We start from the raw sequence: 25,986 nt of genomic DNA on the forward strand, positions 1-25,986 counted from the left end.
AATCCTCCTCTTCTTATCTTGTACTATTATGTATACGAGCCCTTCGCCGATTTATAACAACGAATCGGTTTTACGACACGGAGATTTTGTCCGTCATGAAATAGCCCCGCAAAGCGGAGATTTGGCTTTGCAGCTTATTCGGGTACTATGCGGGGACCCCGGAAGCTTATGAAAAAGGGCTGCATTGGCAACAATGAATGAGAAACCTTATGCATAGAACGGAGGGTCCTACCGATGGATTACAGCCTGAACAGCCGCAAGGTGGCGGAAGCGACCGAACAATGGATGCGTCAAAGAGGTGTCGACAAGCGGGAAATCGGAGAACTCGTCATGTTCCTGCAGCGGCAATATTATCCGAACCTGACCATGGAGGAATGCATGGAATCCGTGGAACGGGTGCTATCCAAAAGGGAGGTCCAGAATGCGGTTCTGACCGGCATCCAGCTGGACGTATTGGCGGAGGAGGGCAAGCTGTTCCCGCCCTTGCAGGATATCGTATTCAACGACGAAGGACTGTACGGATGCGACGAGGTGCTGTCGCTGTCGATCGTGAACGTATACGGCAGCATCGGATACACCAACTTCGGCTATATCGATAAGCAAAAGCCGGGCGTGCTGAAACGGTTGAATGAAAAAAACGGCAAAGACGTCCACACGTTTCTCGACGACATCGTCGGCGCCATCGCGGCAGCGGCCAGCAGCCGGATCGCCCATCGCAAGCAGGCGGAGAAAGAGACGGAAGAGTACATAGACGAAGCGTGACGAGGCGCAAGAAGCTCCTGTGAACCCGGTTGGCGCCGGAATCGGGGGGCTTTCCTAAAACGAGATTGAATAGGCCAGTGAATAACTCCGCTGCAGGTTTGGAATGTGCCTCCGATCGCCGTTGTTTCCAGATTTTTTGATTCAATAAGCCCGCAATCGGTGAAAATCCGGAAACAAATGCGAACGCTGACGCTTCTGCGGCATCATTCCAAACCCTCCGCTCAGTTACTCACCGGCCCTTTAAAACTGCAGGCAGAGGTAGCTTAACGTTCCCATATCATAGCTGCGGTGGATGACCTCCGGCTTCCTCGCCGGGTCGCCGCTTCCCATGGCGATGTACAGCGGCACGAAGTGCTCCGCCCGCGGCACGGCCGTGCGGGCATGCGGCGCTTTCCCCGCATAATCGAACAGCGAAGCCGGATCGCCTTTATCCATTTCCTCGATGAGCCAGTCGTCGAATTCGACGGCCCAAGGCTCCGCCGTTTTTTGCCCCCATTTGATAATGCGCAAATTGTGCACGGTTACGCCGCTGCCGATAACCAATATATCGTCGTTGCCCAATCCGCGCAGCGCCTCGCCGATCTTGTACTGCTCCGCGGGAGGCAAGTATGGGTTGACCGATACTTGGACGACCGGAATGTCCGCCTCCGGATACATCCGGTGCAGCAGCGTCCATGAGCCGTGGTCCAGCCCTCTCGACATATCTTCGGCATACTCGATACCGTGCCGCTTCAAACGGTCCTTGACGATGCCGGCTACGACAGAGGAGCCTCTGGCCGGATATTTGACGCGATACAGTTCGTCCGGGAAGCCGCCGAAATCGTATATCGTATCGTAGACGTCATCGGAGGACGAGACGGTCGTAACCGGCTGCTCCCAGTGGGCGGTGAAGACGACGATCGCCTTCGGCTTCATTTTGCCGGCGAGCTCGGACAGAAAGCGCGTATACTCGGTTTGTTCGATGGCCAGCATCGGGGAACCGTGGGCCAGAAAAAGAGATGGAATCATCGTGTAACGCCCCCATTCGCGAATAGTAACTTACTTTATGTAAGTTAGTGTATAATAATTACTAGAGGAAGTCAACAGCAATGCCGTAAAATGCGGAAAACGGCCGCCATTCCGGCAGCCGCTCCCTTTATTAACCGTATCCTGTTGGACAATCCTTCTATTTCGCATAGTAAACGACGCCGTCGCGCTCGAGCTCCCGGATGCGGCCTTCCTCCCGCAAATACAGAAGGTGCGCGATCGTCTCCGAGAGCGCGAAGCGGAGCTGATGGATCGACAGCCGGTCGCCGAAAAAAGCGCGGCATACCGTGTAAGAGGTACGGGGCTCGTCCAGCCTGTCCTCCATGGCGGCCAGCCTTTCCTCATGATGACCGATAATTTCGGCCGTTCTTTGCGCAAACGTGCGGAAAGGGTCGCGGTGACCCGGGTACGCCATATCCACCTTCAGTCGTCCGACTTCCTCCAAGCTTTGCAAATACGAGTGCAGCGGATTGTCGTCGAACCCCGGAATGTAGCTGACATTCGGCGTAATTTGCGGAAGGACGTGATCGCCGCAAAACAGCTCGGAGCGTTCCTCGTCGAGAAAGCAAACGTGCCCCGCTGCGTGCCCCGGCGTGACGAACGGCCTGTATGGCCGATCTCCCAGCGGGAAATGCCGCTCCGTATCGATGACCGTCAATTCCGGCTGCGGCGATAGCTGCGGGAGGAAGCCCGACATATGCTCGGTCATCAGCGCCAATGTCTCCCCCTCCATCCCGTGCTTTCGGAACAGCTCCAGCAGGGTGGCGCTCATCGTCTCGCCTTCCCCCCACAAAGCCCGCACCTGCTCCTTGCCGGTTTGCGAAATATGCACCTGCGCTCCCGATCGCTCCTGAAACCACCCGCTCAGCCCGTAATGATCGGGATGATGGTGCGTCAGGACAATGCTGTCGAGCGCCGACAGCGGCAAATCGAGCTCCTTCATGGCGCGGTTCCACAGCTCCTCCGCTTCGGGCGTGCGTAGCCCGGGATCGATCAAGGTCCAGCCGGAGCGGGAGCGGATCACATAGCTGTTAACCCATCTAAGCGGAAACGGAAGCGGAACTTTAATTTGTATGAGCGTTTCGCTCAAATGTAGGATCGGTTTCATCACGGGTTATGTACCTTCCTTCGTACCGGTCAAAATGAGCCTCGGCGAGCCGTCGCGCTCATAGCTTCTTCCGTCGTAGCCGCCGTAAACGCGATCGATCCGCAGCTTCGCCCTTGCCGCCATCGTCTCGAGCTGCTCCAGACCGTAGCATTTGACCTGCTCGATGTATTGTCGTTCGGGCTTGCCCGGCTCGCGGATAGCTATCCGTTTGCTTATGAATCCGTTCTCGACCGAACGATTTTCTTCGATAAGCGAGTCGCCTTCGCGCCGGACCGAATGCGGCACGAGATGGGCTTGCACATAAGACGCGTTCAAGAAATCGATGATGAACCGTCCCCCCGACTTCAGAACCCGCGATATTTCGCGGATTACCGTTTCGTTCTCGGCATCGTCGCGGAAGTAGCCGAATGAAGTGAATAAATTGACGACCGCGTCAAAAGGGCCGTCGGCCGGTATATGGCGCATATCGCCCTGTACCCATTCGATGCGTCCCTGCGTGTCGCGTCTAATCGCTTCCGCAAGCAATACCCCGGACAAGTCGACTCCGGTTACGCGGTAGCCAAAATCGGCCAGCGCCATCGAGTGGCGTCCCATTCCGCAGCATAAATCGAGCACCGCCGCCCCTTGAGGCAGCCCGAGCCATCCGATCATCGCTTGCACTTCATTATAAGCTCCAGCCGTATCGCGATGCTTATAGACGATCAAATAATCGTCGCCAAAGCTTTCTTCGTACCATCCCATAGCTCACCTGCACACTCCTGTTCATAAACCGGACTAACACCCGTCCGTTTTGATGTTTTCCCGCATGGCCTCGGATTCTGCGTACCGCGCTCTATCGAGACTGCGAAGCTTCCTGGCCGAACGGTTCGGGCGGCTCCTCCGAAGGGTTGCGCACGTCTCCAAACAATCCGTTACACTAGGCGCGCCGGTGCCGTCACCGGCTGTAGTTCCTATCGGTAGTACGATCCATATAAATTGTACCACTGTAAGACGCCGGGAAAAAGAGAAAGCTCCGACAAAAAAACTGCAACAAGAAAAGCGGAACAAAAAGTTCCGCTATACCTTTCGAATAGCCGGTAAAATGGGGCGTAGTGGAACGATTATTTCCTTTATTGACAGTATAAAGGTTGGTTGAGGGCCGTTTTGCTCAAATGGAGGAACTCACCGTTCCGTTAATGCTATTCCCAAGTCTTTCGCGGGTAATAGAGGAACTCATTGTTCCCTCCACAAAAAATAACGGAAGTATTTGTTCCGCTCTTTCAAAAGGAAGCCTTTCAAGCCGCATACACGCCTTTTCCATCGTCGCCCCCCCTATCGAGCGCCGACTCGGCCTCGTTTTCGTCTAACGGACACTCGCGCGCTGATCCCGAAATGGATCCTAACGGACACATGGTGTCCGTTAGTTTCCGAAAGGTGTTATTCGGGAGGAAATAACGCCCTTAGCGCTTCCGTTATCGGCATATACATGTTCCATTTCGCAAGAAAACCGCCAGAAACACCCTGACGGTTTTTTGGGATTCGCTTATTTTTTGAACCGCGAAGTCGCGATCCGCTGCTGAAGCAGCTCGTGGAACCGGTCCTCGTCGAGCGGAAGCTCGGCCCAATCGTCCGTCCAGGCGGACAAATACATCGCGTTGGACAGCGACAGGCCGCGGATGCCTTCCTGACCGGGCGCTACGAGCGGCGTGCCTTTGCGGATCGAATCGACCCAGTTTTGGGTAACCGTCTTATGCCCGTGCGGGGCGGTCCCGACCGGCACGTCGAACTTCCAGCATTCCGGCTGTCCGAAGCCGGCTTTAGCCTTCTGGTTGAACTCCGGCTCCGGCACGCGCAGCCTCCAGAATGTCAGCTTGTTATCCTCGACAACGATTTTGCCGCGGTCGCCGGTAATTTCGAACCGGTTTGTTCCCGGCGTCTCGCCCGTAGTCGTAATGAACACGCCGGTCGCCCCGTTCGGATACTCCACATAGGCGGTTACTTCATCTTCTACCTCGATGTCCCGATATTTGCCGAAGGCGCAGAAGGCGCGGACGCGCGTAGGCAGCATGCCGATCGTCCATTGCCACAGGTCGAGCTGGTGCGGGCATTGGTTCAGCAGCACGCCTCCGCCCTCGCCGGCCCATGTCGCCCGCCAACTGCCCGAATCGTAATAGCTTTGCGTACGGTACCAGGTCGTAATAATCCAATTCGTCCGCCGGATTTCGCCGAGCTCTCCGCTATCGATCAAATCTTTCAGCTTGATATAGAGAGGGTTCGTGCGCTGGTTGAACATCATCGCGAAACGGACATCGCTCGCATCCGCCGCTTCGTTCATTTCCCGTACCTGCTTCGTATAGACGCCGGCCGGCTTCTCGCACAGCACGTGGATACCGCGCTGGAACGCTTTCATCGACGTGCCCGGATGATCGAAATGCAGATTGCAGATCATGATCGCATCCACCGTGCCCGAGTCGAGCATGGCGTCCACCGTTTCAAACGTATGCAGCTTCTCTCCGAACTGCTCCTTGGCCCAGCGCAGCCGGTCCGTGCTGATGTCGCATACTGCTGCCAGCTCGGCTCCGGCTACTTCGCCCGCGGCGATATACTTGGCATGGGAAGTCCCCATATTTCCTATCCCGACAATTCCGATACGCACACTACTCATCTCTAGTCCGCTCCTTTACAACAACGATTTGATATAAGCGATATTGTCCGCAAGCAGCTCCTCGGTCGGCGCCGACAAGCTGAAATCTTCAAAGCTGAGCCAACCGTCGTAGCCGATGCTCTTCAAATCGGCGATGACTTGCGGCCAATTGGCGAAGCCTTCGCGCATCGGTGCGGAGACCGTTCTCCATGCCGGATCGGCAGTGCCGCTCCGATTCGGATTAGGCTCCCAAACGGCGTTTTTCACATGCACGTGGGCCAAATATTCGTCCAGCACCTCGAGTCCCATCCGATACTGCTCGTACCCCTCGTACACCATGTTGCCCGGATCGAAGATGACGCCGATGCGTTCGGGATCGAACCCTTCGACCAGCCTTCTCGCCAATCCCGCGCTGGGAGCGATCATGTTCATATGCATCTCGACGAGCGCTTTGACGCCATAGCTCGCACCTAACTCTTGCACGCCTTCCATGTATGCCCGCGTTTCCTTGAAGAGATCTCCGTAAGTCTTGGTTCTGTTGTAGCCCGGCACCCCGATGCGAATGGACGGAGCCCCGAGCAAATTGGCGGTACGCATATCCCGCTCGACCGCAGAGAGATCGCCGACCTTCAAGTAACAGCCCAAATTTGGAACGGCCATACCGGCCTCGTCCGCGAGACGCTTCAGCTGAAGCAGTCGTTCTTCCGACGATTCGGCATCCACCGTGCTCAAATTGTTTCCCCAGAAGGAGGGCTTATCTTGAAGACGGGCTTGATCGATCTTCGTGACCCGCCATTCGATGCCGTCGTATCCGTGCTTTTGTAAAGCGCTTACCGTATCCTCCGGCGTATACTCCGGCATCATGACCGTAAAGACGGCAAATTTCAACCTGGACACTCCCTCGCCTTGCCGTTATGGCGTCATTTTCTTCATCCTACCATAAAAAGAGCACCGGGCACTTCATCCTAGTTGCCGAATCGATTCGGTTCATTTGATCGTGGTTGGTGTACTTCCCGGTCAAGTCGAGACGGTTTGCTTCCGGTACTGATCCGGCGTGCAGCCGACCCGGCTTTTGAACATCCGGGTAAAATGCGAAGGGTGCTTGAACCCGACCTTGTAACAAACATCCGTCACGGTCAAATCTTTGTCGAGCAAGAAATGGATTTTCGCCTGATTGATCCGCTTATGATACACATAGTCGAAGATGGTCACACCAGTCACTTCCTTGAACAGCTTGGATAAATAATATTTATTCAGGTGAAGCCGGTCTTCCAGCTGCTCCAGGTGCAGATCCTCCTGGTAGTGGTCCTCGACGAAATCGATAATGTTCTGCGCATGCCTCTCCTTATCCGACGGGAACGCCGAAGCCGTATTGGACGATTGGCACAGCTCGTATACCAACACCAGTAAATCGAGGAAAGAGACGATCAGCCGGTCCCGCGACAGTCCGCCTTCTTCCAGGGACAGTCTGCACATGCGTTCGAGCATCGCTTCGACTTCCGCGCGCTGCGAACCTTGCAGATGGATGCGATGGTTTTTCAATTCATAGAACGGCTGCAGCAAATGGACGGAGAACGGCATCTCCGCGAAAGGCTTCAAAAAAGCAGGCTCGAAGTGCACGATCGTGCGTTGGTACGGAACGTTCATATCCACATTGGGACAGTGCAGGGTCATGCCGTTCATCAGAATAAGATCGCCAGGAGAGAGCACGAAAATTTTATCTCCGATCAAATAGTTCGCTTTGCCCCCGTGAAAATAATAAATTTCAAAATGCGCATGAGAGTGAAACTTCATGCTCGTGCCGGATTCGCTGTAATGGGCCTCCAAAGGCCGTATATGAAATGGCGGTCGCACCGGTTGTCCCCCTTACGTTGCTAAAAATAGTGTAGCATGGGAACCGGCCCGCATAAAGCAAAGAAGCTCCCGTTCCGGAATAACCGGCTCGGAAGCTCTCGTTGCCGGTCCTCAGTCCGGCTTCATATCGTGGATGCCGTGCGCATAAATCCATTTGCCGTCGGTGGAAGCCCCGATCAGCTCGCTGTAAAGCGATACGTTCGAAACGATCGCTTTGGCCCGCCCGCTGTCCGCGTCATAAGCATATATATGCTGCTTGCGGTTTTGGGCCGGCTCCTCATAGGCTTTGTAGACGAACGTATGGCTCGCTCCGAGCCAGTGCACCGGATATCCGGCCATGCCCCGGGGAATATCGGCCTTCTTCTCATCGCCTTTATACAGTCCGGCGTTGGCGTACATGCGGTATGACCCGTCGGCGGACGCGACGAACCCGGACCAGCCCGAAGCTTCCTTCGGCGCATTCCATGTACCGATTCCACTCGTCGCCCAATCGTAGCCGTAGCGGATTTCTTTCCCTTGCGGGTCGAACATCCGGGTGTAGATACGTTTGCCGTCGTCGTAAAAGGAAACCGGCAGCGTCCCGTCGGTGACCATATTCATTTCCAGCTTGCCGAGCAGCGCGCCCGCGAACCTCCGTTCCTTGCCGCCGGCCAAATCGATCAAAACCAAATCGAGATCGCTCGTTTGTCGGGCATCCTTGCCGACAGCCGCGAGGACGGTTTTCCCATCCTTGCTGAACTGGGCGCCTTGCACGTACCCGTCTACGCGGATCCGAACCGTTTCTTTGCCTTCCGGAACGCCGTTTTCTCCCGTGTCGGCGTACAGGAAACCGCGTCTATCAGCGATAAACGCCCCGTCTCCGACATATTGCGTGTACAGCGGCACCGGATAATCGGTTACTGTTTTCGCGGCCGTGTCGTAAACCGAGTACAATGGGACCGACGGAGCATCGCATTCGCAATAATTCGTCGGTCTGGTCAACAGCAGGTAACGAGCATCGTCGTCCAACAGCCGCATGCCGTAAGGCACCTGGAACGAGGTCAAACGGTCCGTGCTTTTACCGTCTGAAGCGATCCGCCATAATTGATCGGGCTTGCGAACTACGACCCGGTAGCCCGGCTGCTCCTGGATGTCCGCGCCTTGTTTCGTTTTCGCGCCATTTACTTGTACGGCGTATATGCGGTTCGATTCCTCCACGTAATCGTCTTCGGTCAGACGCAGCTCCACTCTCAGATCGGTGTCGCTTTTCCAGTCGAAGGCGAACTTGTCGGACGCTACCTTGTTCTCTTGACCGCGCATTTCCGAATTGGACTGGATAATCGCCCGAACGACGGATTCCCGGTCCATCGGATCCCGGAACGCGATGCGAAACTTCTGTGTCGTCGGAGAGACTAGCGTCGTGGCCGGTGCTTTCAGCCGCGTATCGCCTTCGAACGAGATAGTGGCGACCTCTCCGGCCGGCTTGGAATCGGACGGTGACGCCTGACCTTCCGTACCGCCTCCGTTGCCGTTCGGAGCACTCTCCGAACCTTTTCCGGAAAAATCCGGCTGTTTGGAAGGCTGCTCCTGCTGCTTGCCATCTTCGGTCCCCTCAGCCCCCGGGGGGCTCGTCTCCTTCTTGCACCCTGTCGCCGACCACAACAGGACAACAGCCAAAGCGATGCTCAGCCATGTCTTCATAAAGTCCTCCTCCTTCAACCGGCGCGAGCTTCCGTCATCCTATTCATAACCTAAGACGTTACGGAAAGCCGGAATGTTTCGAAATATTCGCACAAAAAAACTTCGTTCCGCCATCATTGAAATGCCGCATGAAACGAAGTTGTCGCTTGCTGCTTAAAACCTGCAATATGTCGGGTCAATGTGATATTATGTATGGAGAACTCCTCGGATAACGCTTGAATGGGCTTGTTCCTTATCGCTTATTTGTTCGCTTGCTTCAGATGACAAGCCATTCTTGCTTTCTCGAATCGTACGAACAGGAGCTCAGTTCGCAGTTCATTCCCCATGCCATTGAGCGCGCTTATACTGTGGGTGCTTTTGGTGATGCGGGACACATATTGCTTTAATAGAAGAACTGCTTTCCGTTATTGTCCCGAATTTTGTTGTAATCCTGAATATAACGGCACAAGCTTCCGTTAATTCGATCTTTCGGGTGAAAATGGGCAGCAAGCATGCGGAGTAGCGGAGCAGTTTTCCGTTATCTTGCTATCAACACCGGGAATCGTGGCTATAAGGCACGCCGGTTCCGCTATTTTGCACTGAAAAATCCATCGCATGCATAAGCCCCTAGAAAATCCTGCCATTCAGTATAATCAAGCGTTTTGGTTGGAGCCCGTAAGCTGCGGAAACCACACAAAAAAACTTCCTCCCACCCGCATCCAAATGCGGAATGGAAGGAAGATTTCTGCTCGCCGGAATAGGCTTTCACTCAAATTTTCAATTCCCCAAGCTTGATCAACTCGACAACCGCCTGCGATCGACCTTTAACGTTCAACTTTTGCATCACGTTGGAAATATGGTTTCGCACGGTCTTTTCACTGATAAACAGCTGCCCAGCGATGTCTTTCGTTGTCTTGTCTTGCACGAGCAGTTCAAAGACTTCGCGCTCACGGTTGGTCAAAAGAAACTTGTTTTTGTGGTCGTTGCCCTTCAATATCGCCACCCCTCCTTGCTTGGGTTTTGTATATGTTACAAGGTGTAGGGATACAGTCAAAATAGGATATGAGCGTGGTGATACTTTGGTGCGGTGCCCGACAAAAATGGGCTTTTTCTCTCCGCTTTGCTTCCGGCCTTCCGTCCGGTAAGCCGACTCTCTCCCATCTGGATCTCGTCCTCACCATGGGAATAAAACACGCCATAGTTGTTCTTTCTAACGACGAAAAAACCTTCGAATGGCTAACATTCGAAGGCTCTTTCGCAATCCGTATTTGTCGGAAAAAGAGCAATTTATTTGGTGGCGTTGGCCGGAAACAATCGCTGTACCATCGTGTTAAACTCCTGCACCAGCCCGGAAACCGGCTTGCCCGCATTCAAATCCTGCACGTAGTTGTTGATCCGGCCGACGAAATCGGGGTTGGCGGAAACGTACACGTTCTGAATATTCGGGCGCATCGCCTTTACCTGCTCGGCGATCTTCGTCTTCATATCCCCGGCGTTGTCGAGATCCTGCCCGTCCTTGGTCGCGACCGCAACATAGGCGTTTTTATCCGTCAGCATCACGTTGGCCGATTGGATCGGCTGAGTAGCGGTTAATTGGTTGGCGCAGTCCTGAGCGGCTTCCATTCGGGTATTGTTGTGCATCCCCGTCATATCTGTGCCGTAGCCGGCCGTGCCGTCTTTATTTTTGTAGTCGCTCCAGCGGTTTACCCCATCCGGACCGTAGCCGGTAACCCCGTTGTCCCGATTCAACCCTTGCCGCATGCTGTCATTGTCCTTGATCAGATCGGGGTCGGTCCCTTTATACCGATCGAGGCCCAGCCGCATATCTTTCGTATTGCCCGTTCCGTAGTTGAACGGACGGTAGTTGCTCGTCTTCATGCCGTCATTCGTGCCCGAGCCTTCATGCCGCGCATTGCTGCACCCCGACGCCGCCACGGCGACCAACGAAGCGAGCAGCACGAACCGAACCGTGTTTTTGGCCAATCCAGTCAGCTCCCGTCTATAGGTTTATGGATTTCTCGGAACGTCTTTATGATGTACCGGTATCGCCTGCCGCATGCTTGCGAATCGATGGCAAAACGAAAGGGGAGCCGTAACGCGCTCCCCTGACGGTTATTTGGAAATAAACTGCTGGGTAAACATTTTGCCGCATTGTCCTCCGTCGACGATGCCGATTCCGATATGTGTAAATGTCGGCTTCAAAATATTTTCGCGATGCCCCGGAGAGTTCATGAGCGCTTCATGGGCGGCTTGCACCGTCTGGTTGCAGGCTATATTTTCCCCTGCGCTCGAATAAGTGATGCCGAACTTCTGCATCATTTCGAACGGCGAGCCGTAGGTTGGCGACTGGTGGGAAAAATAATTGTTCTCCGCCATATCCTCGCTCTTCAAGCGTGCGACCTCGGACAGCTTCACATCGACGATCAACGGCTGCAGACCCGCTTCCTTGCGCGCCGCATTGACGAGATCGATCATTTGCTGCTCTTCCGCGCTGATCCCGGACGGAGGGTTTGGTACAGGCGTCGGTTCCGGCGTTGGCGCAGGGTTCGGCCGGGGAGCGGGAGCTGGCGGCTTCGGAGCTGGCGTCGGTGCCCGTTTCGGAATTTTCACGCTTGCATATGCCCACAAAATCGATTCCAGCGTCCGGTCGTCGACCGCCCCGGTAACGGGAAGGCCATACTTTTGCTGGAACCGTTTAACCCCCGCCTCCGTCTCGGAGCCGTAATATCCGGTGATCGTCCCGTAGAAATACCCGAGCGATTTCAGCATGCCCTGCACGGCGAATACGTCGGGCCCTTTGGCCCCTTTACCGAAAGCGCCTGCAGGCTGCGCGGCTCCGAACAAGAAGACGAGCAAGGTCAGCAGGATAAGAAAGGTACGTTTATAGCGACGGAATACCGCCATGCGTTGTTTCACTCCTTCATTTCATGCGTTTCTCACCTAATATGCCAAATCCAAGGATGCTCTATTCGCCGTCGTGCCCCATTGACAACAGGCAACAGGTTGGATAAAGTATGAAGTAAGCTATAATTAGTACCTGGTACTAATATTAGATACTAAAATCTCTTAAATACGGCAAGGAGGAATGCATATGAACTCCGATCACACTTCCGCCATGTATGCGGGCATTACGGCAATCGGGGCTTACGTGCCCGAGCGAGTACTATCCAACGACGATCTGGCTCGAATAGTCGATACGAATGATGAATGGATCGTGCAACGGACCGGTATCCGTGAACGGCGCATATGCGCGCCGGACCAATATACGAGCGATTTGTGCGTCGCCGCCGTGGAAAATATGCTGTCCCGTTACCCGGTAACAATCGATGACGTCGATCTGATCCTCGTCGCTACCCATACCCCGGACTATCCTTTCCCGTCGGTAGCGTGCCTCGTTCAGACGCATCTCGGCATCCGGGCGGCCGGTACGGTCGATATGAATGCCACATGCGCGGGATTCGTGTACGCCCTTCACACTGCGAACGGGATGATCGCATCCGGGCTCCATCGCAAAGTGCTCGTTATCGGAGCCGACAACATGTCGCGCATAACCGATTATACGGACAGGACCACCTGCATTTTGTTCGGAGACGGCGCCGGTGCCGCTCTTGTGGAAAAGACTTCTTCCGAGCCGGCGTTTCTGGCCGCTCATCAAGGCTCGGACGGTTCCGGCGGGGGCCACATTTACCGTACCGGCATCCGCAGCGACATGAGCGGCAAGCCGCTTCACGATTCCAAGCTGCTCGTCCAGAACGGCAGAGAAGTGTACAAATGGGCCGTACAGACGATTCCCCACGGCATGCATAGTCTATTGGAGAAAGCGGGACGGCCGATGGAATCGGTCGACTGGTTTATTCCGCACAGCGCCAATCTGCGCATGATCGAATCGATTTGCGAGAAGAGTGGATATCCGATTGACCGAACGTTAACGAGCATGGTTCGCTTTGGCAACACCTCCGCAGCCTCCATCCCGCTTTCCATGGCGGAAGCCGCGGCATCCGGAAGGATAAAGGCCGGGGATACGCTTTTGCTGTACGGATTCGGAGGGGGACTTACTCACGCCGGACTGCTTGTTCGATGGACTGTATAAAACGCTATCCCCCGATTGATGGAGATGCCTTATTTAATGTTATATAGTAATCTTTCAAAAAAAAGGTATAATGAAAGATGACACTTTTTCACCGGACGCTCGGTATCGGGGGGGAATCCATGCGACGAGAAAAAATATTGATCGTGGATGACGAAATCGAGATCAGCGAGCTTATTTGTCTGTATTTGGCCAAGGAAGGCTACCAGACGCTGATGGCACTCGACGGTTACGGCGCAATCGAGATGGTGGGCAAGCAGAAGCCCGATCTGGTTATTCTGGATATCCAGCTGCCCGATCTGGACGGCTTCGAAGTTTGTCTGGAGCTTCGCAAAATGACGAAGGCGCCGATCCTGTTTTTGAGCTGCAAAAACGACGATTTGGACAAAATACTCGGTCTTGGCGTCGGCGGAGACGATTACATCACCAAGCCCTTCAGTCCGGGGGAAATGGTCGCACGCGTGAAGGCCCATTTGCGAAGAAGCCGCATGATGTTCGAGCCGATCAATACCGAGCACGATTTGCATTACGGGGACTTGACCATTGAACCGAAAAGCTTTACCGTCTCGCTCCGCGGAGAACCGGTGCCGCTGTCGGCCAAAGAATACCAGCTGCTTCTGCTGCTGGCCAAAAATCCGGACCGCGTCTATAGTCTGGACCAGCTGTTCACGCAAGTATGGGAATCCCCGTCAATCGGCGACCCCCGGACCGTCATGGTCCATATAAGCAACATCCGCAAAAAGATCGAAAACGATCCTGCCCGTCCGGCTTATATTCTGACCGTCCGTGGCGGCGGCTACAAGTTCAACGGCTCCCTGTCGGTCATCGGCGCCGTGCCATGACGATGGCGTATACCGGTCCCGAGATAAGAAAGAGGCTCCGCCTAGATATTACGGCGAAGCCTCTTTCGTTATCCGATTGACTAGTGTGCTCCCGGCCCCGCCGATTCGTTCGGCGCGCCTGTCGTTCCCGTTTCAAGCTGCTTCGCCCGTCTCATGACGAATAAATAGTAAGCGAAATAATAAGAAATGATGACGAACAAAATGCCGCCGGTCAGCGGGTCTTTCGCCATGGCGCCAGGATCCATGGCAGTGTCGGCCGTCATTTCCGGCATCGCCGCCATTTCGATAATCCGATACGCGATGCGACCCAGGAAAAGAGCGAGCACGGTCGACTCGATCCAAATATGGGTCCGGTAATACAAGCCGTCCGCTCTCCGCTCGGTCAAGAAATGTCTCGCCGCATAATGGGACAATACGAGCCCTCCGGCAATGCCTGCCGCATAGCCGATGAACATGACCGGATGGGCGACGGCAAGCAGCAGCAGGAGAAGAGCGGCGAAAGCGAAAAATCCGAGCCGCACCTTCATGCGTCTGACGGCCAGCTTTTGAAATCCGATGCTTCTCTTCGTCCGTCGGTACATGACCCAACCGATAATAAGAATCGGAAACGCATAGTGGCTTATGGCGTTCATAGAGAGTCCTCCGTATCATGTAAGCCTTGCAATCGCTACCCAGTGTACCAGAATCGGAATGAATCAACAATCGTTCTGCGGACCGATGCGCGGCTTCGACCGAATGAGCCACGGTCCGCTCGGACGGAAAAGAACCGTACCGTCAGCCGGTTCCGGTTCTTTCCTTGCGGTAGCTTCCCGGCGTGAAGCCGGTTATTTTTTTGAACATCTTGATAAACGTCTGACTGTGCATGAAGCCGACCGTTTGAGCGATTTCATGGACAGGCAGCTCCGTGCTCTCCATCAGCCCGATCGCTTGCCCGATCCGGATCTCATTGACGTAATCGACGAATTTGACGCCGTATTCTTCTTTAAACAATCTGCTGATGGACGTAGAATGAAGATGGAACTCGTCGGCCAGCATCGCTTGTGACAAATTCGGATCGGCATAATGCTCGTCGATATACCGTTTGATTTCTTGAACAACGTTGCGGTTCTGCTTCGACTCTCGCCACAGCCGCAGCTGTTCCGCGACCGCGGCGAACACGACGGTGAACGCTTCCCCGATCTCTTCGAGCGTCTCTCCTTCCTTCAGGAAGTCTTCCAGCCGGGCGCTCTCCTCTACCCACGCCGTCTGCAGCTCGGTCGGCAGCTCGATCATTTCGCGCTGGACATGGAACAGCAGAACAAACAGCAAATGCCGGATCTGCTCGCCGCTGAAGCAGCCGTTCTGCATCGAAGCGAGCAGCGAAGACCACTCCACCGTCCATGAAGGTTCTCCCATCCGGAACTGGCGGCTTATTTCCTTGATTCGCTGCAGCCCCAGCGCGATTTCCGGATGTCCTCCGCCCGGCAAGGCGCGAAACCGGATAACCCGATTCAGTCCGAGAGGTATTTTATAGGCGAGCGCTTCCTTGGCGGTCTGGAACGATCGGGAAATGTCATCGCTGCGTTCGACTTCGTTGCCGATCCCGACCGTCACCGTAAACGGCAAATGAGCCGCCGACCAGCCGCGCAGCCTCTCCAGCGCCGCTTCGATTTCACGCTCGGGATCCGATTCGTACCCATGCAGGGCGATTACTCCCAGCTGGTGCTCGGCCAGCCAATCGGATTTGACCTCCATGCCCGCCGCTCCGAACGTTTCCTGCAAAGCGGATTGCAGCGCATATTTCAGCAGCTGCCGGTCCCGGTCGGAATAATTCCCGCACACCTCGACGAAGAAACGGTCGATCTCCACGATCGCGGCCGAGGCCGGTCCCGAATCGAGCTTCAGCCCGAGCATTTCCGCTTCCTTGCGGGCTTCTCTCGAAACGGCCTCCATGCGCCCTTCCGCCAGTCGGCGGAAATGATGCGCCCGCTTGAACGATTTGTTTTCCTCGTTTTCCCGGCTCAGCCGGTTCGATTGATCCCATAAGCTTTCTAACGCGAGACCGATCGTTTGAAATTCGTCGCGCATATCGGCCGTCGGGAAAGCCGGCGTTTTTTTGACCGAGAACGCGCCGATTTGTCTCACCAGCGATTCGACCGGCCGATAATGTCTTCGGGTAACGTACAAGATCCAGACGAGTCCTAGCGCGATGCATAATGCCCCGAGCGAGACGGAACCGTACAACACCGGAGCGACCCAGCCGAATATGCCGGCCTGCAGCAGTCCTCCTTCTATTTTCCAGCCGGTATAGGGCATGTCCGCTCCCACCAGCTTCCTCCGCTCCTGCTTAACCTCAGCCCTGTCGTGTCCGGAGGTAGAGGCGATCACGGCTCCGCCTCCATCCGACAGCTCCAAATAGCCTGTCGACGTATCCGTCGAGTTGGCCAGCAAAAGTCGCAGCGCATCCGCGTTAACATTGGCGACAAGCAAGCCATTCGTACGCAAATCGGCAATTTTGACCAGAGAGACGACCTCCGGCGAATCGAAAGCGCCCGGGCCTCCCGACAGGCGACGATCGCCCCAAGCATACCGAAGATCGGATTCCATCTTGTCCAGCACATACCCTTTGTCGACAAAATCGTCGATGCGGACAATGCTCGTCGGACTGAGCACCGTACCGTCTTCCGGACGGTACAAATAAACCGAATACAGGAGCGGAAGTCTATACTGTAGCTCGCCCAGAGCGCGTGCGGCCGAATACGAGCTGACAAACGAGCCGTTCGCGTCGGCGTAAAAGTCGGCGATTCTCGGATCGGACAACACCGTTGCATACATCGTATCCTCTATATTGCGCAATGACTGCTCGATGATCTGCATCGCATTTTTCGCGACCGCTTCGCTCGACTTGACAGCCGATCGTTCGGACAATTGGCGGACGCTTACGAACGTGATGAGCAGCAGCGTAAGGCAGACGGCGAGAAACACGGGCATATACGACAGCAGCATACGGTAAAACCAATTTTTTCTCAGATCTCGTCGCCCCTTTCGATGCAAGCTCCACGCCGGGAACCGGCTGAAACCGCTTCCCATTTACAAACCTATCTTTTAACGTTATTATTTCGCATACGGGTCGTACCGTCAAGCCGCAAACAAATGGATCAAAAATGATTCATGCCGCAAAAACGCTATATTCCGCAATCCGCGGCCGGATTGCATAAAAGCTTCATCGCGCAAAAACGATCCGTATCCAACAAACCTCTTTCCCCGTTACGATAGCAATGCGGATACAAACCGGCGAAAAAGCCGGGACGAACAAACAACGTCAAAGGGGTTGAACGACGGATGAAACGAACATGGAAAGCCGGAGCGGCTGTCATCCTGGCGGGCAGCATGCTCGCGGCATGCTCGGCCAAAGACGACGGCGGCAAACAAGCGGGCACCGAGAAAATGCCGCTGCGCATTTTCATCGACGCCCAGAACAACGCGATGCTGCCGCCCGAGCAGGACGATTTCGTCAAGAAAACGATCGAGGACAAGTTCAATGTGAAGCTGCAGGTCGAGTATATGGCGCCGGGAGACGACTACAACAAGAAAATCAACGCCTACCTGACCTCCAACGATCCGCCCGACATGTGGCGCGACGCGAACGGCGACGGGGGCCAAAAGTACGCGCTCGACGGACTGCTCGGAGACATGAGCAAATTCGTAACGCCGCAGCTCATGCCCAACTATTTCAAATATTGGGTCGATGAAACGACGCTGCAGCGGTACCAGGTTCACAACCAGTTCGTGCGCGCTCCGATTCCGTACAACAAGGAAATATACCGCTCCTGGTATATCCGCAAAGATTGGCTGGACAAGCTGAACCTTCAGGTTCCGAAAACGTACGACGATTATGCGAAGGTACTCCGCGCTTTCACGAACGACGATCCGGACGGCAACGGCAAAAAGGACACATACGGCTTCTCCTTGTCCGCCGGCGGCGACGGAATCGGGCTCGATTGGCCGGAATACCGCAAAAACGGACTCGTATTCGCATCGTTCCTCGAGAACGGGGTATTCAAGGACATGCAGACCGATCCCCGCATGGAGGGGGTGCTGAACGATATCGGCAAGCTGATCGGCGAGGGCGTGGTCGATCCCGATTGGTTCCTGAACAAATCGACGCAGCATGTAGATAAGGCGGCACAAGGAAAAATCGGCGTCGTGCTCGGAACGACAAAAGATTTCGCTTTCGATTCGAACCCGCAAAGCCTGCAAAGCAAATCGAAAGCGATCTTCCCGAACGCCAACTGGGTGCCGTTCACTCCGTTCGGCGACCAGCCGCTCCAATCCGGCATCGCTCCGGCCAATCCGTTCCTGTTCCACAAAAACATCGTGGAGAAAAACCCGGACAAGGTGAAGCGGATCGTCGAAATTCTCGACTGGCTCGCAAGCGAAGAAGGTTTCCTTCTGACCCATTACGGTCAGGATGGCAAGCACTATACGCGCAATGGCAAGACGGTAACATTGAAGCCCGAAGTCATTCAGGACGAAATCGTCAAAAAGGGCGACTGGCTTACGATTTGGGACTTCTTCACCCCGAATACCCCCAATACGTACGGCCTGACGGTAGTCGATCCGCGGCAGACGGACCGGGACCGGGACATTATGAAGACGTTGGCGGCGATTCCGACCGCTCCTTACGTCGGAACGAGCTTGACGCCACCGGCCGGCTTCGACCTGGCCGCATTCCGCAAACGTCAGCGCGAGCTGCAGGCGAAGGCGGTATTCGAGGATAAATCGGGCAAAAATTGGCCGAGCTACCGCGAGGAGCTCATGACCAAGTATAGCGGCAGCAAGCTGTTCGACGCCTACGCCGAGCAAATAAAAGCGGCAGGCGTTACCAAATAAACCAGCGTTCCGAAACGGTGTCCTTGCAAGACGAATAAACCCCATTCCAAAAAGCCCTCGTCCGCTCCGGTCAGATCGACCGGCTGCGGCGGGGGCCTTTTGGAATGCGTTTCGGGAGCGGAACGACCCGCCCCCTTAATTTAACTTCAACGATACGGTAATGCCGTCCTCTTCGAAGCGGATATCACGGACCGCTATCAAGGGCGGCAGCCCGTCGTCAATCTTTACGACCATCGGGTCGAGCTGCAGCCAAGACGCCGGAACGTTCCAGCTGCGAATGCGGGTACCGGTGTGCCGGACGATCAGCTCCGGCGCATCCCATGCCAGCGCGAAATCGAGTGTCGCGCCGATCCGGACGCCGCCGGCGGTTTTCAGGTTGACATAGGCGGCCAATCGGTCCGCATGCTGCTCGAAGCGCGCACCTTCGATGACGACATTGGGGGTTAGCTGCGCTCGATCGGCAAGCTGCTTTTTCAATATATCGTTCAGCTCGCGCTCGCTGATATGCACATCCGGCTTGCGGATTTTGACCATTTCCAGCAGCTTCTGCAAGACGGAAACTTGTCCGTAATCCAGATTCAACGTTTCCGTCGGCTTGGCGTACCGGATCGCGGCATACCCGGCCGCGCCGAGAAGCAGCAGCAGGACGGCCAATACGTACATCGCTTTTCGAATCAAGCTGTTCCTCTCCCAAGAAATGCTCTAAAGTTGTGTGTCCCGGTCCTTCTTCTCCTTCAGCCAGCGCGGGGCGCCTTTGTTTTTGCGGTCGCGCTCGCGTTCGTTCGCCTTGGCTCTCGCCGAGGCCGGTTTAGCGGCCGGTTGCTCCCCCTTCCTCGCGGCTTCCCGCTCGTTTCGGAGGCTGGCCGCCCCCGGCGTCCGGAAGCCGCCCGTTGCGGACCGGATCGAGAACGATTCCCCGGAACGCCGCCCGGCGGCACCTTCGCCTTCGCCGGAGCGGACGGCCGCTTCCTTGCCCGCAGCCGTTTTCGCGCTCGGTCCCGGTCCCCGATGCGCCGGACGTTGTATCGCCGTCTTGCTCGCAGTTCGGGCCGCGTAGCCGCGCACCTCATCCGGATCGACGACCTTTCCTTTGTACATCGCCTTCTGATGGATGACGATGCCAAGCTGCTTCTCGAATTTGCGGATAATGAACATCTCTTGCTCCGTCACGATCGAGACGGACAAGCCGCTGCGTCCCATCCGGCCCGTCCGGCCCGCCCGGTGCACATAATGCTCCGCGTCCAGCGCGGGCTGCAGATGGAATACGTGCGTCAGCCCTTCGATGTCCAAGCCGCGTGCGGCCACATCGGTTGCCAAGAGCGTACGCAGCTTGCCCGTACGGAACCGGTTCAGCAGCGTCGTCCGCTCCTGCTTCGGCGCGTCACCATACAGCGCGTCGGCCGACAGACCGGCATGCTGCAGCTTGGCCGCGACCTCGGCGATCACATCCAGGTCGTTCACGAACGCCAGCGCCGACTTCGGATCGTACAGCCGGATCAGCCGGCGCAGCGTATCGGTCCGCTCTCTCTCCTCGCATACGAACGCGAGATGCTCGATTCCTCCCGCCGTCCGCTGTCCGGGATCGATCTCGATTTCCTTCGGCGACCGCATCCATCTGCCGGCCATGCGCCGCACTTCCGCCGGAAGCGTAGCCGAGAAGAACAGCAGCTGCCGGTCGCGGAGCGCGCTCTCCACGATTTCCTCCGCTTCCTTGGCGCTGCCGAGCGCGAACATTTGGTCCGCCTCGTCGATGACGATCGTACGGACGCGGTGCATTTTCACTTTGCGCATCCGCAGCAGCTCGGCGATCCTCCCCGGCGTACCGACGATAAGATGCGGATGCAGCTTCAGCCGGTCCACCTGTCTGCTGAGCGCGGCTCCGCCGATGAGCGCTTGTCCGCGGATGCCCGCAGGCGCGCCGTACTTTTCGATTTCCGCGGCGATCTGGACGCCCAGCTCGCGGGTCGGCGACAGCACGACCGCCTGCAGTTCCTTCTCGGACGGGTCGATCCTTTCCAATATCGGCAGCAAATAAGCGAGCGTTTTCCCCGTGCCGGTTTGCGACTGGGCGAGCAGATCCTTGCCCGCAAGAGCTGCCGGAATCGCTTCGCGCTGGATCGGCGAAGGCTCCGCGATCCCGTGTCTGGCAAGCGTCTCGTTCAGTCCGGAGCCGATGCCTAGCGATTCGAACGTCGAATTCATATTTCAAGTCCCTCATTTCAATAATTCATGCCATTTGTTAAAAACTATACCATATCGGACGCCGCGAATGAAATGAAGATGGCCGGAAACTACGCGGTGCGGGAAATTGAAGCCATCCGGCGTGATCGGCCTGCCGGGGAATCAATCAGACGAACTGTAAAACATGTAGTTATTCCGGTGAAGATTTGCCTCTATGCCGCAATGAACTGGAAAATGTACAGTTATTCTCGCTTGTTTAAGCCCATTTTACGGTCTGGTAGCGATTTATCTGCATATTTTCCAGTTATTTCGGCAAATATTGCATATTACCTGAATATTACTGTATCATTTACAGTTAATCATGAAGGACTAGCTTCCGTTGACATCATTCGCTCGCTCTCCCTGGGGATGATATTTTCTTTAACGATAACAAATACCGCTGCCCGTCGGACAGCGGTATTGACATTCAGGCTTGACGGCATTCAAAAGCATAATGGCCAGATCGGATATGAATCACGACAGCTCCCGGAGCGGCTTCGGCGTTTGCGATCCCCGCCGCGGCGTTCGCATCCGGTTCGGTCACCGGGCTGTCGGACGTTGGCCGTTGCCGGACCGGACTAAAAGCTCCTTTCGCCCATATGGGGCTTCCGGACTCCGAAATGTATATGGCGCCGGGGTTCTGCGCGGGAATCCATACGGCTGCCTCTGTCCCCACGGGAATCTCCACTTTCAGCTTTAGCGCACCTGCATCGGCCGTCTTCTCCCATCCGACCCGGACGTTGCCGCGCGGGGTCATGACGGAGCCTTCCGCATAATCGAGCTCTGCCGGTACGAACGGCTTGATGCGGACGCGCCTCCATCCGGCCTCCGCAAGCTGGATGCCGACCACATACTCGACCATCATCTTAGCCGGATAGGCGTTCCATGCATGGCAATGGGACTCGATATCCCGAAAGCCTTCCCATATCGTCCGGGAGCCTTGACGGATCATATACCCCCAGCTTGGAAAATCGGTTTTGCAAAGAAGCCGGTAGCCCTCTTCCTCTTTGCCGTCCCGAAACAGCGTATGCAGCAAGTTCAGCGACAACAGCGTCTTCGTCTGCAAGCCTTGGGCCGCCATCGCCTCCAGCGCATGCGGCTTGTCTTCGGGCGGAACGAAACCATAGTGCAGGGCGACGGCATTCGTCCCCTGATGGCTTTGCTCCGACCCGTAGCTGTCCCTGAATCGTTTACGGTCCGCATCGTACAGATGGGTCATAATCGCTTCCGTTAACGCGTGCGAATATGCCTTCATCCGTTCCGCGTCCGCCTCGTCGGCCAGCAGGTCGGCCATCTCGGCCAGCAGGTTCAGGCCATGTGCGAGCTTCAAGTTTTGTACGGTCAAATAATCGCCGCTATGGTCGATTTCCGGGTACGGATGGTCGCTTATATGCCAATGCCGAGGCTTCCTGATTCGGCTTTGCGGGATAAGCCCCAGTTCGGCGTCCGCAAGGCCCGCATAGTGCAGCGCCATCCGCCGTGCAGGCTCATAGAATCGTTCCAGCAGCCGCGTATCTCCGGTATGCCGATACAATTTATGAAGCAGCGTCGGAAAGTGCAGATCCCATTCCGGTATAAAAATATGGAAATCGGGGTGCTCGTAATTGGACGGATAGACGAACGGGAACGTACCGTCCGCCAACTGGCCGTCCGCGAAGTCGGCCAATACTTTCTCCACGATCGGGACGGAATCGAACTGGAACAGCAGCAGCTCGGCCTGGAGATCCGAATCGGCCAAATATTGCGCTTGCTCGCGGTGCGGGCAATCGACAAGCTGCCCGAGCACGTTGTTCTTCTGCGTTTGGATGCATGCCTCATACAAGCTGTTGAGCAGCTCGCTCGAAGACCGGAAGCACCCTGTCCGATCGACTGCCGTATGGGCGGATACGATTCGGATGCCGCCTTCCCCGAGCGGCTCCGGATAGCCTGTCACTTCCGCATATCGAAACGCTTTATAGGACAAGCTCGGCTCCCATATTTCCGTATCCGCGCCGGCCATCGTATAATCGTCGTAATAATGCTCGGATGTCTCGTTGCACACGTTGTGCTTGACATACCCTTGCATGTCCAAGTCCTCGGAGTAGCGAATACGGACCTTCGTTCCCCTTGCTCCTTTGACCGTCAAACGCGGCCAGCCGGAGACGATTTTGCCCGCGTCAAATACTTGGCGCCCGATTTCCTGCACCGGCATCGGTGCGGGAACGATCGTCTCCTCCGCGGCTCCTTCGGGAATGGCTTGCCATTTCATCGGCCAACGCCGTTCTTCGATCCTCCTTGACGGAACGGCTTTCGTACAACTCCCCTTGAATTCGGTTGTTGTCCAACTGCTGTCCGCCAGGCGCGCATCGTACGCCTCGATTGCCGTAATTCGGCGTTTTTGCTGGTAAGGGGTACCGATACGATGGGGGATATCGTTCAAGCAATCCCACGTCTCGTCCGTCATGACGGTTGCCCGCGTACCGTCCTCATGCTCGATATGCCCTTGCAATAAAAAGCCGGGCCATCCGTTCACGTAGTTCTGCCCGTCTCCGCCGATATAGTGAACGATGGCCGCGATGCAATTGTCGCCATCCAGCAGCAGCTTCGTAACATCATAGGCCAAGTAATATTTGGTTTTCAGCGGATTGGTCGGTGCGGGCGAACCGAAGCCGCCTACGCGCTGTCCGTTAACGAACAATTGCAGCACGTGATGGGCGGATACGAACAGCTTGGCGAGCTTGACGTCCCGTTCGGAACGGAACGTTTTACGAAAATAGGCGAAGTCGTTGGTTTGCGCCTCTCCCGGCTTCCAGATCCATGTCGCCTTCAATTCCTCCCGGGCCAGTCCCGTATCGAAAGGAACGGACTCCGATTCGGCGATACGTCCCATCCGGTCCTTAATGATTGCTTTCCACCAATATCGTCGTTGTGTGCCGAGAGGCATTCCTTCATACGGAACGCGGAGCGGATGTCCTTCCTTGTATCCGCTGTCCCATATGTCGCCCTGGTTCCGATAGGGCTCCTGCCGGACAGCGGAGACGAGAACCCGGTAAGCGGCTTGCGCAGCTCCCCGTTCCCCACCGTCCAGCTTCCAGGAAAAAGCGATCGAATCGCCGTCCATCCCCATCGGCTGATCGATATCGTTGACGCGCAGAGAATGAATGATTAGCTCGGAACTTCTCACGTTTCTCTCAACCTTCCGTATTTTCATTGTCCTTTGCGTTGCTTCTCTTCGGCGACGGCCACGTCTCTCCGCTCGTCCCCCGTTGGATAACGCTTACAATAAATAGGATACCGCCGGCCGCACAAAAATGATATGGCGCATGTTCTCGGGTAGATGGTCAATATTCCTTATTCGCGGGTTCGCGACTCCGCTTCGAGAAAGACGGTGAATAGCTCTCTCGCAACTACTCATGACGGCTAGCGAATAACAATGAAAAAGGGGCCCTCCGCAAAATAACTGGAAAACATAAGGCTGTTGAAAAGTCTGCAAAGAGAGGAAGCGTCGGAGACAAGAGGTGGGGGAAAACGCTCCACATCCGTTAAAATCGTGTTGTTTTTAAGATTTTTGCGGTTACAACACGATTTTAAAGTCAACCGCTTCGCTTTCCGCGCACTTCCCCCACCTCTTTTTGTATGACAAATCTCTCTTTGACTTTTTCAACAACCTGAAAACATACAGGTAAACTCGGAAAAAAGGGAAGTACCGCCCAATCAAATGGAAAATATGCGGTTAAAAACGACGCCAGCCCGAAAACGGGGAGTCAAGAGCGCAAATAACTGTATATTTTCCAGTTCAAAACGAGAGCCGTATCGTTCTTCTCCGAAATAACTGCATGTTTTCCAGTCCGTTCGAGTCATTCACCGGCCTGCCTGAGCCGATTCCTCCAACCGTTTCCGATATTCGCTCGGAGGCATGCCGACAAGCTTGGTAAACGCGGTGTAAAATGATTTATAGTCGGCAAAGCCGATCGCCATGGAGATGTCCGTCATTTTTTTATTCGGATTTTCCATCATTTTGCATGCTTCTTCTATCCGCAGCTTCTGCACAAACTCGGTTACCGTCATCCCGGCTGTATCTTTGAATAGTTTGCAGAAGTAATTTTTACTGAAAAAAGATTTGGACGCAAGATTCCCCAAATGGAACGATTGGGTATAGTTTTCCTTCAGAAAGTCCATCGCCGCATAGATGGCATCCAACCGTTTGCTCATCTCCCGGTTGTCCGGACAGCGGTCGAAGCAGCGCATCATGAGAATGATGAACTCGATCATATAAGCGCGGATGATCGAGATATAACCGGAGCGCCGCTCGGAATACTCGGTATATATTTTATGGATCAACGCTTCGAACTCCCGAATATCCTCGAATGTCAATTTCAGCGTCGGATGAATCGGTTTGTCCAGAACGCCGTTGAACAAGTAGGATAAAGAGAGGCTGTTGAAATCGTTGAAGTCGATCAACGATTCGTCGACGAATCCGGGCTTGAACAATATATTGTAAATGATCAAATCATCGCTGACACTCTCGCGATAAAAGGCGTGGGAAACATCGTAATTGATAATGAACAGATCCCCGCGGGTGACGCGATACTCCTTGCCGTCCAGTATATGGTAGCCGTTGCCGCCCGCCACATAACAGAGTTCCACGAAATCGTGGGAGTGATAGATACGGTGTTCCTTTACAGGCTCGTGGTAGCGGATGATGGCGAACAGTTCTCCGGGTCTGAAATAGTTCAAGCTGTTGTACTTGAGCGGCGGCCGAGCCTCCATCCCGATTCCTCCGTTTCAATGGCGGTGTCCTTGCGACAGCCACTATTGTACCAGATTATCCGGCTTATTCCTTAATTCGGTCAAAAAACTTCGGCCGCTTCATCCGTATACAAGCTGGAGGCGTGTTGGTGGTCGTGGCAACTTGTCGGTATATATAGCGGCGCTGGGTTCCGTTATCGTCCCG

The 25,986-nt window shown here is 55.2% G+C and carries 20 protein-coding genes; 4 read left to right on the forward strand and 16 right to left on the reverse strand.

What is annotated here, in order from left to right:
- The first annotated feature begins 234 nt into the window (after positions 1-234).
- A complete protein-coding gene (locus FE784_RS09550) occupies positions 235-762 on the forward strand; it encodes a phosphatidylglycerophosphatase A family protein (protein ID WP_139601968.1) in 528 nt (175 codons plus the stop codon).
- A gap of 240 nt (positions 763-1,002) precedes the next feature.
- On the opposite strand, the gene FE784_RS09555 is transcribed toward FE784_RS09550, so the two are convergent.
- The 10 genes from FE784_RS09555 to FE784_RS09600 form a co-directional block, all read right to left on the reverse strand.
- Positions 1,003-1,770, reverse strand: coding sequence for a DODA-type extradiol aromatic ring-opening family dioxygenase (locus tag FE784_RS09555; protein WP_139601969.1), 768 nt, complete (start codon positions 1,768-1,770; stop codon positions 1,003-1,005).
- Between the two features lie 157 nt (positions 1,771-1,927).
- Positions 1,928-2,896 carry an MBL fold metallo-hydrolase gene (locus FE784_RS09560; RefSeq protein WP_139602048.1) on the reverse strand — a complete coding sequence of 323 codons (969 nt, stop codon included), beginning with the start codon at positions 2,894-2,896 and terminating at the stop codon, positions 1,928-1,930.
- 6 nt (positions 2,897-2,902) lie between these two features.
- Positions 2,903-3,637, reverse strand: a complete 735-nt coding sequence (locus FE784_RS09565; RefSeq protein ID WP_139601970.1) for a class I SAM-dependent methyltransferase — start codon at positions 3,635-3,637, stop codon at positions 2,903-2,905.
- Between the two features lie 781 nt (positions 3,638-4,418).
- Entirely contained in the window at positions 4,419-5,540 is a 1,122-nt protein-coding gene (locus tag FE784_RS09570) for a Gfo/Idh/MocA family protein (RefSeq protein WP_139601971.1), read from the reverse strand.
- Between the two features lie 15 nt (positions 5,541-5,555).
- A complete protein-coding gene (locus FE784_RS09575) occupies positions 5,556-6,407 on the reverse strand; it encodes a sugar phosphate isomerase/epimerase family protein (RefSeq protein ID WP_139601972.1) in 852 nt (283 codons plus the stop codon).
- 129 nt (positions 6,408-6,536) lie between these two features.
- Positions 6,537-7,373 carry a helix-turn-helix transcriptional regulator gene (locus tag FE784_RS09580; RefSeq protein WP_246131967.1) on the reverse strand — a complete coding sequence of 279 codons (837 nt, stop codon included), beginning with the start codon at positions 7,371-7,373 and terminating at the stop codon, positions 6,537-6,539.
- Between the two features lie 111 nt (positions 7,374-7,484).
- Positions 7,485-9,053: a TolB-like translocation protein gene (locus FE784_RS09585; RefSeq protein ID WP_139601973.1), complete on the reverse strand. Its 1,569-nt coding sequence runs from the start codon at positions 9,051-9,053 to the stop codon at positions 7,485-7,487.
- Positions 9,054-9,801: 748 nt separating this feature from the next.
- Positions 9,802-10,026, reverse strand: a complete 225-nt coding sequence (locus FE784_RS09590; protein WP_138877617.1) for a helix-turn-helix domain-containing protein — start codon at positions 10,024-10,026, stop codon at positions 9,802-9,804.
- Positions 10,027-10,319: 293 nt separating this feature from the next.
- The gene (locus FE784_RS09595) at positions 10,320-11,015 is read right to left on the reverse strand and encodes a YhcN/YlaJ family sporulation lipoprotein (protein ID WP_176706088.1); all 696 of its coding nucleotides are present in this window, start codon (positions 11,013-11,015) and stop codon (positions 10,320-10,322) included.
- Positions 11,016-11,144: 129 nt separating this feature from the next.
- Positions 11,145-11,936, reverse strand: coding sequence for a CAP domain-containing protein (locus tag FE784_RS09600; RefSeq protein ID WP_139601975.1), 792 nt, complete (start codon positions 11,934-11,936; stop codon positions 11,145-11,147).
- A 187-nt stretch (positions 11,937-12,123) separates the two neighbouring features.
- Here FE784_RS09600 and FE784_RS09605 point away from each other — a divergent pair, with 187 nt between their 5' ends.
- Together FE784_RS09605 and FE784_RS09610 are read left to right on the forward strand one after the other, a co-directional pair.
- The gene (locus FE784_RS09605; RefSeq protein WP_139601976.1) at positions 12,124-13,122 is read left to right on the forward strand and encodes a ketoacyl-ACP synthase III; all 999 of its coding nucleotides are present in this window, start codon (positions 12,124-12,126) and stop codon (positions 13,120-13,122) included.
- 119 nt (positions 13,123-13,241) lie between these two features.
- Positions 13,242-13,961, forward strand: a complete 720-nt coding sequence (locus FE784_RS09610; protein ID WP_139601977.1) for a response regulator transcription factor — start codon at positions 13,242-13,244, stop codon at positions 13,959-13,961.
- Positions 13,962-14,041: 80 nt separating this feature from the next.
- Here the strand turns inward: FE784_RS09610 and FE784_RS09615 are convergent, their stop codons facing one another.
- Positions 14,042-14,593, reverse strand: coding sequence for a CcdC protein domain-containing protein (locus FE784_RS09615; protein ID WP_139601978.1), 552 nt, complete (start codon positions 14,591-14,593; stop codon positions 14,042-14,044).
- A gap of 142 nt (positions 14,594-14,735) precedes the next feature.
- Positions 14,736-16,946: a helix-turn-helix domain-containing protein gene (locus FE784_RS09620; protein WP_176706089.1), complete on the reverse strand. Its 2,211-nt coding sequence runs from the start codon at positions 16,944-16,946 to the stop codon at positions 14,736-14,738.
- A gap of 336 nt (positions 16,947-17,282) precedes the next feature.
- Here FE784_RS09620 and FE784_RS09625 point away from each other — a divergent pair, with 336 nt between their 5' ends.
- Entirely contained in the window at positions 17,283-18,833 is a 1,551-nt protein-coding gene (locus FE784_RS09625) for an extracellular solute-binding protein (RefSeq protein WP_139601980.1), read from the forward strand.
- Positions 18,834-18,968: 135 nt separating this feature from the next.
- On the opposite strand, the gene FE784_RS09630 is transcribed toward FE784_RS09625, so the two are convergent.
- The 4 genes from FE784_RS09630 to FE784_RS09645 all read right to left on the reverse strand — a co-directional run bounded on the left by FE784_RS09630 (position 18,969) and on the right by FE784_RS09645 (position 25,802).
- Positions 18,969-19,511: a hypothetical protein gene (locus FE784_RS09630; RefSeq protein WP_139601981.1), complete on the reverse strand. Its 543-nt coding sequence runs from the start codon at positions 19,509-19,511 to the stop codon at positions 18,969-18,971.
- A gap of 24 nt (positions 19,512-19,535) precedes the next feature.
- Positions 19,536-21,035 carry a DEAD/DEAH box helicase gene (locus FE784_RS09635; protein ID WP_139601982.1) on the reverse strand — a complete coding sequence of 500 codons (1,500 nt, stop codon included), beginning with the start codon at positions 21,033-21,035 and terminating at the stop codon, positions 19,536-19,538.
- 445 nt (positions 21,036-21,480) lie between these two features.
- The gene (locus tag FE784_RS09640; protein ID WP_176706090.1) at positions 21,481-24,216 is read right to left on the reverse strand and encodes an alpha-L-rhamnosidase; all 2,736 of its coding nucleotides are present in this window, start codon (positions 24,214-24,216) and stop codon (positions 21,481-21,483) included.
- Positions 24,217-24,893: 677 nt separating this feature from the next.
- Positions 24,894-25,802 (reverse strand): AraC family transcriptional regulator, encoded by a 909-nt coding sequence (locus tag FE784_RS09645; protein ID WP_139601984.1) that lies wholly within the window; start codon positions 25,800-25,802, stop codon positions 24,894-24,896.
- Between the last annotated feature and the right edge of the window lie 184 nt (positions 25,803-25,986).

Source organism: Paenibacillus hemerocallicola, from assembly GCF_006265175.1.
In the GTDB taxonomy this organism is placed as follows: Bacteria; Bacillota; Bacilli; order Paenibacillales; family NBRC-103111; genus Paenibacillus_AB; species Paenibacillus_AB hemerocallicola.

Bases quoted from the DNA above. Each gene is read 5' to 3' on its own strand.
- FE784_RS09550 (WP_139601968.1), top strand. From the start codon at position 235: ATGGATTACAGCCTGAACAGCCGCAAGGTGGCGGAAGCGACCGAACAA.
- FE784_RS09555 (WP_139601969.1), bottom strand. From the start codon at position 1,770: ATGATTCCATCTCTTTTTCTGGCCCACGGTTCCCCGATGCTGGCCATC.
- FE784_RS09560 (WP_139602048.1), bottom strand. From the start codon at position 2,896: ATGAAACCGATCCTACATTTGAGCGAAACGCTCATACAAATTAAAGTT.
- FE784_RS09565 (WP_139601970.1), bottom strand. From the start codon at position 3,637: ATGGGATGGTACGAAGAAAGCTTTGGCGACGATTATTTGATCGTCTAT.
- FE784_RS09570 (WP_139601971.1), bottom strand. From the start codon at position 5,540: ATGAGTAGTGTGCGTATCGGAATTGTCGGGATAGGAAATATGGGGACT.
- FE784_RS09585 (WP_139601973.1), bottom strand. From the start codon at position 9,053: ATGAAGACATGGCTGAGCATCGCTTTGGCTGTTGTCCTGTTGTGGTCG.
- FE784_RS09600 (WP_139601975.1), bottom strand. From the start codon at position 11,936: ATGGCGGTATTCCGTCGCTATAAACGTACCTTTCTTATCCTGCTGACC.
- FE784_RS09605 (WP_139601976.1), top strand. From the start codon at position 12,124: ATGAACTCCGATCACACTTCCGCCATGTATGCGGGCATTACGGCAATC.
- FE784_RS09610 (WP_139601977.1), top strand. From the start codon at position 13,242: ATGCGACGAGAAAAAATATTGATCGTGGATGACGAAATCGAGATCAGC.
- FE784_RS09615 (WP_139601978.1), bottom strand. From the start codon at position 14,593: ATGAACGCCATAAGCCACTATGCGTTTCCGATTCTTATTATCGGTTGG.
- FE784_RS09620 (WP_176706089.1), bottom strand. From the start codon at position 16,946: ATGCTGCTGTCGTATATGCCCGTGTTTCTCGCCGTCTGCCTTACGCTG.
- FE784_RS09625 (WP_139601980.1), top strand. From the start codon at position 17,283: ATGAAACGAACATGGAAAGCCGGAGCGGCTGTCATCCTGGCGGGCAGC.
- FE784_RS09635 (WP_139601982.1), bottom strand. From the start codon at position 21,035: ATGAATTCGACGTTCGAATCGCTAGGCATCGGCTCCGGACTGAACGAG.
- FE784_RS09645 (WP_139601984.1), bottom strand. From the start codon at position 25,802: ATGGAGGCTCGGCCGCCGCTCAAGTACAACAGCTTGAACTATTTCAGA.